This window comes from Gracilibacillus boraciitolerans JCM 21714 (genome assembly GCF_000521485.1).
Taxonomy (GTDB): domain Bacteria; phylum Bacillota; class Bacilli; order Bacillales; family Amphibacillaceae; genus Gracilibacillus; species Gracilibacillus boraciitolerans.
This window is the reverse complement of the sequence record NZ_BAVS01000005.1, coordinates 31,496-44,924: the sequence shown is the minus strand read 5'-3', so window position 1 is coordinate 44,924 and position 13,429 is coordinate 31,496. Positions and strand designations below refer to the sequence as shown.

Sequence of the window (13,429 nt, the reverse complement as noted above, 5' to 3'; positions counted from 1 at the left end):
GGGGGTATCGAATGAAGCGAGTAGGAATGTTTGTATGGAATCATTTCACAAATGATGCCCGTGTCATGCGGGAAGGGACCTCGTTGGCGCAAAATGGCTACGATGTGGAGCTTATTTGCATCGATGACCCTGATGATCCAAACGTCAAGCAATATGAAGAAATAAACGAGCATTTTCGAGTATATCGAATGAAGCGCTATCCAAGCTTACTTTTATTTATGCAAGATAGTTACCGTTTTGTAGTCGGTAAGAGATGGCCGCTAGTCCCACTAGCAATCATATGGGCTTTTCTGGTTTATATATTCCCATGGGTTATCCTGCCATTAACAGTGATCGCGATTCTGTTGTTAAAAACGAAAGTAAGGGTGCTCTGGATAAGAGGATCGTTAATTTTAAGAATGATCTGGAAAGGCCATCGTGGTAATTATGATATCTATCATTCCAATGATTTGAATACCATGCCACAAGGATATATAAGTGCCAAATGGCGGATAAATAAAAAGCCTCTTATTTACGACTCACATGAAGTCCAAACAAGTAGAACAGGCTATGATAGTCCGTGGTACGAGAAATTTGAACGATTCTTCATTCAGCGTATGGATGCGATGATGGTAGAGAATGCCACAAGAGCAAAATATAATGAAGATTTATATGGCTTTTACCCATATGTACTGCACAACTATCCAACAGAAGAAATAAGCATCGAAAAAGAAAAAGCAGATTTACATGCTATCCTAGATTTGCCAAAGGATGAGAAGATCCTCTTATATCAGGGTGGTATTCAAATGGGAAGAGGCCTGGAAAATATTATCGAAGCTTTTCCGCAATTTAAAGAGGGTACATTAGTGTTTATCGGAGACGGAAAGATAAAAGAAAAACTAAAACAAATGGTTAAAGAGAGAAACTTAGAAGACAAGATTAAGTTTATCCCAAAAGTTCCACTTAAGGAATTGCCTAAATATACTAAGAATGGCTATTTAGGTTTTCAGGTCTTAAATAATGTGTGTTTCAATCATTATTCCGCATCATCAAACAAATTATTTGAATATATGATGGCAGAAGTACCTGTGGTCGCCTGTGATTTCCCTGAAATTAAGAAGGTAGTGGATGAAAATCAGATAGGTGTGACGATTGATCCGCATTTACCAGATCAAATAGCAAAAGGCGTTAACTACTTATTGGAAAACCCCGATAAACGCGAAGCATTCAGTAAGAATTGTATTTCGGCAAGAAAGCAGTATAATTGGGAAAGGGAACAACATAAATTATTAGAACTATATCAACAATTTTAAGGAATGAAAGGAAAGTGTTGAAAATGAAATTATGTACAGTAGGTTTAGGTTATATTGGTTTACCAACTTCGATTATGTTTGCGAAGCATGATGTAGACGTAATCGGAGTTGATGTGAATCAGAATGTAATTGATTCTTTAAATAATGGTAAGATTCATATAGAAGAACCAGGTTTACAGGAAGCGCTGGAAGAAGTAATTGAGAAAGGGAACTTTAAGGCACAATTAAGTCCGGAAAAAGCCGATACTTTTATTATTGCGGTACCCACCCCTAATAGTAATGACGAACATAAATCTTGTGACTTAAAATATGTATTATCCGCAGTAGAAAGCATTATCCCTTATTTAGAAAAAGGAAATGTAGTGATCGTCGAATCTACCATTGCACCAAGAACGATGGATGATAGTATTAAACCACGCCTTGAAGAAGCTGGCTTTACAATCGGGGGGGAAGATATTTATTTAGTGCATTGTCCAGAACGAGTGTTACCAGGTCAGATTATGCATGAAATGATTTATAATAATCGAGTGGTAGGTGGCATTACAGATGCCTGTACAGAAAAAGGTGCAGAAGTATACGAAAGAATCGTAAAAGGCGAAATCGTAAAAACCCAGGCAAAAACTGCAGAAATGTCCAAGTTAATGGAAAACACGTTCCGTGACGTTAATATTGCCCTTGCCAATGAATTAGCGAAAGTTTCGACTGAATTAGGAATTAATGCTCTGGAAGTAATTGAAATGGCCAATAAACACCCACGTGTTAATCTGCACACACCTGGACCTGGCGTAGGTGGACATTGCTTAGCGGTTGATCCATACTTTATTATTGCAAAAGCACCGGAAAATACCAAACTCATTAATCAAGCAAGAGAGATCAATAACTCCATGCCTGACTATGTAGTGAATGCTACCGAAAAGCTTTTAGCTAAAAACAACGGCAAAAAAATTACCGTATTCGGTTTAACCTATAAAGGTAATGTCGATGACATCAGGGAAAGTCCTGCGATGGAAATTTATGAAATATTACATGCAAAACCAGAATATGACGTTGTAGCTTATGATCCACACGTGAAACTGAGCTTTGTGGAAAAAGACTTAGAAAAAGCATTGGATGGCTCTGATATAGTGTTAATCTTAGCGGATCATAATGAATTTAAAGATTTAACAGGAGAACATTTTGCAACAATGAGAACCCAACAAATTTTGATACAAAAAATATCGTGAATAATACAGATGCATCAATGAATTATGTGAATTATGGCAATTTATATAACTATGTTAACTAATTTATTTAAAGGGAAGCATAAAAATGTTTAATGCAGTAAAAACGATTATTATGGAACAGATACAAAACAAGAGATTGATATATCGAATGTCTCGTTTTGAGGTGAGAGCAGATTATCAATCTCATTATTTAGGAACTCTATGGCAATTTTTAACACCTATTATCCAAATTGTGATTTATTGGATTGTATTTGGTGTTGGTTTAAGGGGGGGCGGTTCTTCAATTGGAGAACTACCTTATATTATTTGGTTGTTAATGGGCTTGATTCCATGGTTTTTTATCAGTCCATCCATGATACAAGGTTCTAACAGTATTCATCAAAAGGTATCCTTAGTATCGAAGATGAACTTTCCGGTCAGTTTATTACCTACTATTAAAATATTGAGTAATAGTGTCCAATTTATTGTACTTATGTTGATCTTTGTTGTTGTATTAATTATTAACGGCGTGGGTATTTCATTATTTTGGATTCAATTATTCTATTATTTTTTCTGTATGTTTATGTTCATTTTTGCCTTTTCATTGTTTAGCTCTACCATTTCAATGTTAATAAGGGATTACCAAACATTTCTATCATCTACTATGAGAATGTTATTATATTTGTCACCGATTTTGTGGGATCCAACTGGAGACAGGGTTCCACCATTATTAACGAATTTACTGCAATTGAATCCTTTATACTATATTATAGATGGAATTAGGAATTCATTTCTAGGCACTGCATGGTTTTTTGATGACTTAGTTTACACTTCCTATTTTTGGGTATTCACGATCACATTGTTACTAATAGGTGCTAAATTACATATACATTTCCGCGAAGATTTTGTTGATTATTTATAAAATTGTGAGGGAACTTCATGACATATAAAGTAAAATTAGAAAATGTCTATAAATTATATTCCACAGAGAATAAACGTTCAGATCAATTATTGGAATTTTTGTCTCTAAAAAAGAAAAAAAAACGAGATGCTGTTTGCGGCATTAAGAGAGATATCCTTTACTGCTAATGAAGGAGAAACAATTGGTATTTTAGGTTTGAATGGTTCTGGTAAATCTACTTTGTCTAATATTCTCGGTCAAGTTGTCCAACCATCGAAAGGTAGTGTTTACTTAAATGGCACACCTTCTTTGATTGCTATTTCTGCTGGATTAAATAATAACCTTTCTGGAATCGATAATATTCACTTAAAGTGTATGATGCATGGATTAACTGAGGCTCAAATTGAGAAGGTGGAAGATGACATTATGGATTTTGCAGAACTTGGGACTATATCCATAAACCAGTAAAAAATTACTCCAGTGGTATGCGCTCAAGATTAGGATTTGCTATATCCGTTCATACAAATCCCGATATATTAATTATTGATGAGGCATTATCCGTTGGGGGATTCAACATTTGCGAATAAATGCTTAGATAAAATGAATCAATTTAAACAGCAGGGGAAAACGATATTTTTCGTCAGCCATTCTGCAAGCCAAATGAAATCCTTCTGTGACAGAATTCTTTGGTTGCACTATGGAGAATTACGAGCCTTCGGTGTAGTAGAAGACGTAATAAAGCAATATAATACCTATGTACACACAGTTAAAAAAATGACAGCTGAACGAAAATCACAATTAAAAAATACCAGTCTAAAGAAACAATATATTAACTCCAAAGATGTATTGGAAAAAACAAAAAAAACATCTTTTATCAGATGGTTCATACCGAAGCTTCTATTAATCTGCCCGTTATTGATTCTGGCTTATCTAGTAGGATTAGGGTTATAAGCTTAAAGGAGATATGCTAATGAATGAAATAAAACATGTTACAGCTCGGGAAAGTTGGTTATATGAACACGTACATGGCAATCATTTATTGATTGTTGGAGATTTGCCAATTCATCTATTCCAAACGCTTGTTAAAGAGGAACGTGAAATTACAATATTAGATGGAATGGAGTTGCAAGCTAGATTAGATTACTTTCAGTCTAAACATGTGCCTTCTTACCATTTTTTATCGATGGACGATTGGAAGTCGGCAAGCTATAAGCACTATTTCGACTCGGTAATTATTTTTGAAAGGTCAAATTATACTTTAAAGTTTTTGGGTTGGAAGTCATTATTGCGATCACGCGGTAGTTGCACCTTTCTGATAAATGCGGATGATACACGAGAATTATATCCTGCTCATCCATTTTGGACTGATTATTTTGAATTAGAAGATCATAAGCACCGTTTAGAAGAATTAGAATGGATATCACCTTATATTTATATCCAATTTATCACAACCACTCACGATCATCCACTATTAATGGATGTTGCACTTCTTAAAAAACTGGAATGGATTCATAAAGCCAGAGAAGAAAGGATCTTAGACTACTATAAAACACAATTTAAGACAGAAAAACTAAAAAAAGTAGAAGTAATGAATCAATTAAGAGACCATCTAAGTAGTGAAAAAAACGTCTTAAAAAAAATATCAGGATTTGCTAAAAGACTATGAAAAGTTAAAAAAATCCTTTCAAGATACCGATAAAAAATATAAAAATTTAAAATCTTCAAAAGCAGGCAGATTAATTATGAAATATTGGAGTATTCGTAATAGAGTGAGGCGAAGGTAAATGGATCAAATGAAAATGAATGAAGAGGAAGCAAAATTGCAAACGCAGTTAAATGATATTGAGAACCAATTAAAAGAAGAAAGTAAGACGGGTACTACTAAAGAACGGTTTCTATGGAATCAAATTAAAGCTTCCTCTAGCTTAGACACCTATCCATTTCAAGAACAAGTGGTTGATTTGGAACATTATCAACAATTGAAACAGGAAATGGTTGATGAAGATTTTCCTTCCAAGGTAATTACTATTACTAATGCAGCTAATGTTACTCCAAGTAATGGTTCTCAATATTTTCATAAATATAATATTAAAATTGGTATTATTGCTGATGAGTTTTTGTACAAAGCATATGAGAATACTGCTGAATTGATTTATTTAACACCGGATAATTATAAAGACTATAAAGATAAGCTGGATTTTGTATGGATTGTAACGACGTGGAACGGTCTTAACGAAGAATGGAAGGGGGGGTTAGGTAACCCCCAAAAACACCACTATGCGTAAGACAATCCAACAGCTAATTAAATTCTTTAAAGCAGATAACAGGACAATTGTGTTCTACTCGAAAGAAGATCCACCAAATTATTCTATTTTTATTGATATTGCAAAGCAATGTGATATTGTATTTACAACTGCTGCTGAGATAATTTCTAATTACCAGCTTGATTGTCAGCATGAGCGCGTCTACCTATTAGAGTTTGGTTTCAATCCTGTTTACAATAATCCGATTAATAGACAACGACCGGGTAAAGATGAGTTAGTAGTTTTCGCGGGATCCTGGTATGCCAAATATCCACATCGTCAAAAAGATACGATGCGAATATTTGATGATGTAATCCAATCTGGGGGGGAAAATTTAAAAATCATTGATCGGAACTATCAGCGTAATCATCCAAATTATTTATTCCCTATTAAATATTTACCATTTCTGTCACCTTCCATCGATCATGCATCCATTCAAAAGCTGTCTATGTTACATAGCTGGATGGTTAATTTAAATTCAATACAAGATAGTCCAACTATGTTTGCAAGCAGAATATTTGAGCTTCAGGGAATGGGTAATCTGATTCTTTCAAATTATAGTAACGGGGGTTAATAATCTCTTTCCATCCGTCTTTATGGGTATTACAAAAGGGGAAATTCAGAATATTTTACGTCGCTACACAACAGAAGAATTATATGAAATTCAAATGTTTGGTGTTAGGAAGGTTATGCGTAAGCATACTAGCTTTCATCGGTTACAATTCCTGTTAAAAAAAATAGGTATGGAAGTTAACGATAATCATCCGAAATTTATTGTCGTATTATATGATGAACATGATAATTATCAACAAATTAAAGAAAGCTTTGATCGGCAGACATATCCGCATAAAATCCTAAAGGGTATTCATGATACTACTGATGAAGAACAAGAGATGGAGTATGTAACTATTTTTTCAGACACGTATCTCTATGAAGAATTTCATCTGGAAGATATGATAAATGGCTTTAAATATACAGATGTTCGTTTTGTTACGAAGGATATAAAAGTAACTAATCATGAAATTATACCTGTCAAGGAACATCAATTTGTGGAAACTTATAGCGACAGCTCACTTACTATGTTCGCTTTAAATCATTGTTCTTTATCTGAATGGATCAGACAATTTCACGAAGAAAGTCATTCCTTTGATAAAGGATATGCAATTGATGGGCTTGAAATACAGACGGTTATGAAGCAAATAAATAGACGGCATCATCCAAAATTTAGTGTAATTGTGCCTATCTATAATAATGGTGACCATCTATATGGGAAATGCTTTCTCAGCTTAAGAAGATCTTCAATGTTCCATGAGATGGAAATCATTTTGATTGATGACGGTTCCACCGATTCCTATACTTGTAAAATAGTTGAACGATTAGCTAGAAAGTATAGTAATATCCAAACATTTTTCTATCCAACTGGTGGAAGTGGAAGTGCATCACGCCCCCCCGTAATAAGGGAATTGAACTTGCGACTACACCATTTATTACTTTCCTGGATCCGGATAATGAAGCAGTGAATGAAGGATATACTAAACTATATCAAAGTATAATAGAACAAGATGTGGATATTGTGATTGGAAATATTATTAAGGCAGATAAAAATTGCCGTGAAGTCAATTACTTTAAATCTGTTTATGAATGTTTCCCTCAGCAAAATATTTTTACACAACAACATGCAGCAGAAATCTTGCTCGATACTTCTTTTAAAAGTCAAAGTATACAAGCAATGATGATGAAAAAATCGTTTTTACTTGAGCGAAAATTAAAAATGGTGGAGGGTGTTGTCGGTGAAGACACACTATATTTTTGGGAGGTGCTTTACAACGCGCAAAGTTTTGCAACAATTAATGAAATAATTCATATCTATTTTGCGGGTGTTGAAGGATCTTCTGTAAATAATATCACATTACAAACTTTTTTAAAGTATAAAAAAATTGAGGAAAGGAAATTAGAATTTCTCCAAAATCATTCGTTATTAGATGAATATCTGGCATTGCGATTTTCCTATTATTTTAATAATTGGTACTTGAAGAAATGGAATCGGATGAAAGAATATGATAAGGATCAAGCAAAAGAAGTGCTAAAAGATATTCTGGAAATGTATCTGCCATATATGCAAGAACATCAAAAGCATGAATGGCATCTTTTAATGCGATAATGCTGAAAGGATGGAAATCGATGAGTAAACAATTTAATTTACCGTCTGTTGAAGAGCAACGAGAGGAACTTAGAAATAGAACGATTGAAGCATCAGAATTTTACCGAATATTACATATAGGAAGATATGCATTTGGTAAAACAGATATCGTTAGCAGAATGAAACAGGCACTGGAAAATTTAGGACATACCGTATTTGATTTTAATACAGATGATTTTAGAGGTGTTGTCTATAATCCAGACAGACTTACCGGTGGAATAGGACCGGTTGAGATAAAATTGGATCAATTAAAGCCAATCTTAAAAGAATTCAAACCACAAATTATTATTTGTAATGCGGGAGGATACACATTTTCTGAAGAAGACAGCAATTGGCTAAAAGATCTAGGTTTTATATTAGTGGGCATTACGTTGTCAGACCCTGATGTATTTGTCGGCACAAAGAAATTCGCACATCGTTTCGATTATCATGCAACAAATGCGATTGAAGCGTTAAATATGTATAAAGAGGCTGGAATAAATAATACTATTCATTTCCCCCCCTTTGCAATTGACCGATCCTTCATTGAAACTGAAGCTGTAGCAAGACCAGATTGGAATGCAGATGTTGTCTGTATCGGAAATGCCTTTAATCGCGAAGATCGTAATCGCGTGATGAATCATCTGAATCAATCCTTAGATGTTAAAGTATATGGTACAGGTTGGGAAATACCAGGTGCATTTCCTGTCAGTGGAGAAGATTTTTTCTCAGCAGCTCGAGCTGGGAAATTTCATATAAATTTTCCTGCGACACGGGCAGGATATACCAATCTGAAGATAGGCGTCTTTGAATCGATTGCAAATGGTGGTATTTTATGTACCGAGATTTTTGAAGAAATGGAAATCTTTTTTGATTACGGGGAAGAAATCATCGGATATAAGAATGAATTCGATTTAAAGGAAAAGATAGAATATTATCTGGCACATCCTGAAGAAGCAGAAAATATACGAAGAAAATCTTTTGCTAAACTAGTGGAAAAGCATATGTGGGAGTCAAGATGGGAAGATTTATTTGCTTATATTCGTCAGGATATTAACCAAACACAGAGTTTATTGAATATGGAGCGTTATTCTCAAATAGGTAAATTAATTGGTCAAAAGCAAAAAGCTGCCAAAGTCATTATACAGGGCTATTATGGAGCATTGAATTCAGGTGATGATTTAATACTGGAATCTATCAGTCATCATATCAAAGCGCAGCATCCTAACACGTTAATTATGGTGGCAGGATTTAATCCGCAAGCTATAACCTTGAAACAAGGCTTTTACAGTTTGCCACGCACGGATTATTATCGAATGGACCGCTTTATTAAAGAGGCTGATTTGTTAATTTACGGAGGTGGCGGACTTCTAAATGATTATTCCTTTAATCAGTCGGCTGGTGTACCGGATTTCTTTGACAGTATTACAAATGGAATTGCTGGAATGGGTATTTTACCGACAATTGCTAACATTCATGAAGTGCCGAAGATGTATTTTGCCTTAGGAGTGGGTCCTTTAACAAATCCTGAAGCAAGAAAATTCGCCAAATTTCTGGCCAACCAAATGGACCTTATTACCGTTCGTGATCAACATTCCAAGCAATTGCTTGAATCAATTCCTGGTGTGCAGAAGGAAATTCATCAAACCTCAGACCCGACCTATATGCTACAATACCCCGGGACACAATTAGCTCAGGAATATATAAAGCAGCACCATTTAAAAGATAATTTGATATTAGTTTCGCTGAGAGATTGGCGGGATAGCCCTGAGTTCTTTGAACAAAACATAGCGACATATCTTGATAGTGTTTTATCTGAGAGTAACACATCTACAATATTGTTCTTGCCATATCAATTTGGAAGAGGGAAGTCCGACGATAATAATATCCATGAACGTGTCAGCATGTTAATGTCAAAACATGAAGATACTCACATTTATAAGCATAATGGTAAATATGATGAATTTCTTAGCCTAATTGGTTATGCTCAAGCAGCAATATCAATGAGACTTCATGGCTCTATATTAGCGAATCGCTTCGGTGTACCCGCTATAGGCTTTAATTATGATGAGAAGGTTATGGCACACTATCAGAATATGAAGATGGAACCTTACTTGTTAGAACTTGATTTTAAGTTAAATGATGCTACGACAAAATATCGTGAATTAATTGATAATAGAAGGGAACTTGTCAGTAAATTAAATGAAGCAGTAAAACAAGAAACAGCGAAATCAGCTAAAACATTTGATATGGCAGTTCAGCTATTAAAACAAGGTATTAATCGCCATAAGGAAATTTATCGATTCTATCCTCGTCAAGATCTTTACGAAATATGAAGACTAATTTAGTACGTAAGGAACTCCTGGAGGCAAATCTCAAAAAAGGTGAAATAGAGAATGAACTATATAATGTCTCACTAGAAAATAAATTGCTTCGTAATTTAGATCGATCACATGCTATAGCTAGTGAAATGGTTGATTTGAATAATGCAAATGTATATTGCCAAAATCAACATTTGAATAAGGAAGTAACTATGAAACAACAGTCACAGGAAATTGTTTTTCGGCTTTCGAATATTAAGGCACCAAAAAAGAAGGATTACACAATAGTAGAAATAACATTAGATGTTATCAAGAAGAAGGAAAATATGGTTTCCTTTGTACTTCATAATTCTTATCAAAAGCCCAGGAATAAGGGAAGAATTCAATATTCTGTTATATTAGAAGGCAAGAAGATCCATAAGGAAGATATCGCACTTAGCAACAAAGAAAACTTTTTTAATCTGAAACTCACACCGAAAAAAAATCAAATAACATTACGTATAAAATTAGAAGCTATGAAAAACTGTGAATCTTGGAGTTGGGGTTCTGCTTCACGAACTAAATTCTATGGACTTCGTATCTGGACAGAAAGTGCAAATGAAAACGACTATTCAATCATAACCCAAACACTCAAACGAATATAAAGTTTAGCTGAGGAGAAAAACCCGTGGAAAGGTAGGCCGACAAGTCGAAGCGATTGGTAAGCAGTACTACCACTTCATAATTACCTTTGATAGTATTGAAGCAGAGCCAACCTCTTTACGAGGTTGGCTCTGCTTCTGTTTCCTGAGAATATTCAGTTGGTTGACCAGGCTCTTCTATTTCTAAGTGAACACGTAACTCGTGCTTTACAGTATTTAAGGACTCTTCATTTAACTGATAGTAATAGGTATTACCAATATATTGATCTGAACCCTCTAACGTAACTTGATCAATATTAGATGTTCGGAAATCCGCATATTTACTTAAAAAGTTGATGCCATCACCAACTTTAAAATTTGTTTCGACATTGGATTCTAAATTCTTACCTAGATCTTCAATTTTTGTTATTGCAGTAAGTGAAGTAATTTCTTTGATGATTGCTTCAATCACTTGCTTTTGTCGCTCATTACGGCCAATATCACCACGAGGATCTTCCAGACGCATTCGTGCATATGCCAGGGCATATCGTCCGTTTAACTCCATTTCACCTTCAAAGAACTGAAGCTTTTCGGCTTTCTGGTCATCACTATTCTGTTCAAAGTCAAATGGTACATCAACGGTTATACCACCAAGTGTGTTGACAATGCTTTTAAACCCATCAAAGTTGACGGTGGCATAATAATCAATTGGAATATCCAATAATTCTTCTACAGTTTTGACAGTTAATTCCTTCCCGCCGTATGCAAAGGAATGATTAATCTTGTCCATTCCTTCCCTACCAGGGATGGTTACATAGGAATCACGGGGGGGAATACTCAACAATTTTAACTTTTCATTGCCAGGATTAAAGGTGGCGACAATCATCGTGTCGGATCTTCCATGATCTCCATCTGAAGAATAATCTTCGACGCCCATTAACAGAATTGAAATTGGATCTTGACTAATCTTGACAACTTCTTCGCGTTTTTCAGACTTTTCGCCTCGTTCTAATTCATCATAGGTACCACTGGCAGCTTGATATGTTTCAAATAAAATATAGGCACCAAGGCTAATTCCTATTACAATTACTAATCCTAATATAAGCAAGGAAGTTTTTATTCTTTTTTTCTTTTTTTGCTTTTTTTGTTGTTCTCGCAGTTCTTTGCGCTCCATGGGCATTCCCCTTAAATCAATAATCCTTCTTTTCATTAATTATAAAGAATCTAATAGGTTTTGGCAATATATGTTGAAGAAATTATCAAATAATGTAATATTCATGTAATAATTTACACAGTTATTCCATATGCTAATGTTTTATAAATCGAATAGAGGCAAGAATCATCTAAATATCAGACCACTAATTACGTAGGTAAAACAAGATTATTTCACTGTTGTAGATGATTAGACAAACATATGGTATTATATGATAGTGTTACTTTTGCATTTTTGAAAGTAATACTATAAAGTACACAACAGATAAAGTGAAGCTTTCATGATAACCCACTAAAGATAGAATAAACCAACGAAATATTTAATATCCAGAAATCAAAGTAGGTGTTTGTAAACAATGTACAATATTACGGAATTAATCATCGCATTTCTTATAGCGACACTTGTAGCCTTTTTTACGACTCCACTGGTAAAGAAATTAGCCTTTAAAATAAATGCCATTGATGTACCAAAAGGACGTAAACAACATGATGGGATAAAGGCCAGATTAGGTGGAATTGCAATTATTGCTGGTGTAGCGGCCGGATTAATTTACCTTCAGCCAGAACATCCCTATATGCTTGAAATCATCATTGGCGGAATTATTATTATCATCACAGGAATACTGGATGATACGATTGGCTTAAAGCTTATCAGAAAGTGATTGGTCAGTTAGCAGCAGCAGGTGTTGTTATTTCCTCAGGGCTTGTAATTGACAGATTGACGATGCCTTTTATTGGTTCCGTTGAGTTAAATCAATTTGGTTTTCTATTAACGATTATATGGATAATAGGTGTGACAAATGCGATTAACCTGATTGATGGACTGGATGGATTAGCCTCCGGGGTATCAGCGATTGGATTAACGAGTATTCTGATTATAGCAATTATGGATTATCGGCTTATCGTTGTTTATTTATGCATTGTCCTTGTCGGAAGCTGTTTAGGCTTCCTGTATCATAATTTCCATCCAGCGACGATATTTATGGGGGGGGACACTGGTGCATTATTTCTTGGCTATGCGATATCAGTGATATCAATGCTCGGATTATTTAAAAATGTAGCCTTGTTTAGTTTTATCATTCCAATTATTGTAATAGCTGTTCCAATATTTGATACCTTATTTGTCATGATGAAACGGTTAATTAATAAAGAGGGGGGATCGGAAATGCTGATCGCAAGCATCTTCATTACAGACTACTTGATATGGGCTACAGTCATCGGTCGACGGTATTGATCATTTATGCTTTCAGCTTTTTCTTTGGATTGATGGCGGTTATTTTTAGCAGCACTCAGTTATTAAATTCCTTAATTATATTTACGTTTATTCTTCTGGGAATTCAAATTATTGCCGAGTTATCTGGTGTGGTGCTAAATGGCCAAAAACCATTAATAAGCAGTT

Annotated in this window: 15 protein-coding genes and 1 pseudogene; 15 read left to right on the top strand and 1 reads right to left on the bottom strand. The window is 34.7% G+C overall.

What is annotated here, in order from left to right; translation table 11 throughout:
• The first annotated feature begins 11 nt into the window (after window positions 1-11).
• From JCM21714_RS05440 to JCM21714_RS05405, 13 genes and pseudogenes are all read left to right on the top strand, one after another.
• Window positions 12-1,292: a glycosyltransferase gene (locus JCM21714_RS05440; RefSeq protein ID WP_235182637.1), complete on the top strand. Its 1,281-nt coding sequence runs from the start codon at window positions 12-14 to the stop codon at window positions 1,290-1,292.
• Window positions 1,293-1,315: 23 nt separating this feature from the next.
• A pseudogene (locus JCM21714_RS05435) lies at window positions 1,316-2,577 on the top strand (nucleotide sugar dehydrogenase).
• Between the two features lie 23 nt (window positions 2,578-2,600).
• On the top strand, window positions 2,601-3,416 hold the full coding sequence (locus JCM21714_RS05430; protein ID WP_035722469.1) for an ABC transporter permease: 816 nt from the start codon (window positions 2,601-2,603) through the stop codon (window positions 3,414-3,416).
• A gap of 126 nt (window positions 3,417-3,542) precedes the next feature.
• Complete coding sequence (locus JCM21714_RS19750) at window positions 3,543-3,863, top strand: ATP-binding cassette domain-containing protein (RefSeq protein WP_052000413.1); 321 nt, start codon at window positions 3,543-3,545, stop codon at window positions 3,861-3,863.
• A 17-nt stretch (window positions 3,864-3,880) separates the two neighbouring features.
• Window positions 3,881-3,982 (top strand): hypothetical protein, encoded by a 102-nt coding sequence (locus JCM21714_RS23795; protein ID WP_148294972.1) that lies wholly within the window; start codon window positions 3,881-3,883, stop codon window positions 3,980-3,982.
• On the top strand, window positions 3,957-4,346 hold the full coding sequence (locus JCM21714_RS19740) for a hypothetical protein (protein WP_052000412.1): 390 nt from the start codon (window positions 3,957-3,959) through the stop codon (window positions 4,344-4,346). The genes JCM21714_RS23795 and JCM21714_RS19740 overlap by 26 nt, the downstream gene beginning before the upstream one ends.
• A 19-nt stretch (window positions 4,347-4,365) precedes the next feature.
• Window positions 4,366-5,061 carry a hypothetical protein gene (locus JCM21714_RS05420; RefSeq protein ID WP_035722466.1) on the top strand — a complete coding sequence of 232 codons (696 nt, stop codon included), beginning with the start codon at window positions 4,366-4,368 and terminating at the stop codon, window positions 5,059-5,061.
• Window positions 5,062-5,179: 118 nt separating this feature from the next.
• On the top strand, window positions 5,180-5,680 hold the full coding sequence (locus JCM21714_RS18130) for a hypothetical protein (protein WP_052000411.1): 501 nt from the start codon (window positions 5,180-5,182) through the stop codon (window positions 5,678-5,680).
• Entirely contained in the window at window positions 5,673-6,272 is a 600-nt protein-coding gene (locus JCM21714_RS18125; RefSeq protein ID WP_052000410.1) for a CgeB family protein, read from the top strand. Before JCM21714_RS18130 ends, JCM21714_RS18125 begins: the two co-directional genes overlap by 8 nt.
• Before the next feature lie 22 nt (window positions 6,273-6,294).
• Entirely contained in the window at window positions 6,295-7,218 is a 924-nt protein-coding gene (locus tag JCM21714_RS22800; protein WP_052000409.1) for a glycosyltransferase family 2 protein, read from the top strand.
• The gene (locus JCM21714_RS18115; RefSeq protein WP_084040590.1) at window positions 7,104-7,859 is read left to right on the top strand and encodes a glycosyltransferase; all 756 of its coding nucleotides are present in this window, start codon (window positions 7,104-7,106) and stop codon (window positions 7,857-7,859) included. Before JCM21714_RS22800 ends, JCM21714_RS18115 begins: the two co-directional genes overlap by 115 nt.
• Window positions 7,860-7,879: 20 nt before the next feature.
• On the top strand, window positions 7,880-10,213 hold the full coding sequence (locus JCM21714_RS18110; protein ID WP_052000407.1) for a polysaccharide pyruvyl transferase family protein: 2,334 nt from the start codon (window positions 7,880-7,882) through the stop codon (window positions 10,211-10,213).
• The gene (locus tag JCM21714_RS05405) at window positions 10,210-10,842 is read left to right on the top strand and encodes a hypothetical protein (RefSeq protein WP_035722457.1); all 633 of its coding nucleotides are present in this window, start codon (window positions 10,210-10,212) and stop codon (window positions 10,840-10,842) included. Before JCM21714_RS18110 ends, JCM21714_RS05405 begins: the two co-directional genes overlap by 4 nt.
• Before the next feature lie 115 nt (window positions 10,843-10,957).
• Here JCM21714_RS05405 and JCM21714_RS05400 read toward each other — a convergent pair whose 3' ends face one another.
• Window positions 10,958-11,992: an LCP family protein gene (locus JCM21714_RS05400; RefSeq protein ID WP_052000406.1), complete on the bottom strand. Its 1,035-nt coding sequence runs from the start codon at window positions 11,990-11,992 to the stop codon at window positions 10,958-10,960.
• 394 nt (window positions 11,993-12,386) lie between these two features.
• Here JCM21714_RS05400 and JCM21714_RS24670 point away from each other — a divergent pair, with 394 nt between their 5' ends.
• Together JCM21714_RS24670 and JCM21714_RS24665 are read left to right on the top strand one after the other, a co-directional pair.
• Window positions 12,387-12,692, top strand: coding sequence for a hypothetical protein (locus JCM21714_RS24670; protein WP_439644446.1), 306 nt, complete (start codon window positions 12,387-12,389; stop codon window positions 12,690-12,692).
• Window positions 12,689-13,264: an MraY family glycosyltransferase gene (locus JCM21714_RS24665; RefSeq protein WP_439644445.1), complete on the top strand. Its 576-nt coding sequence runs from the start codon at window positions 12,689-12,691 to the stop codon at window positions 13,262-13,264. Before JCM21714_RS24670 ends, JCM21714_RS24665 begins: the two co-directional genes overlap by 4 nt.
• The last annotated feature ends 165 nt before the right edge of the window (window positions 13,265-13,429 follow it).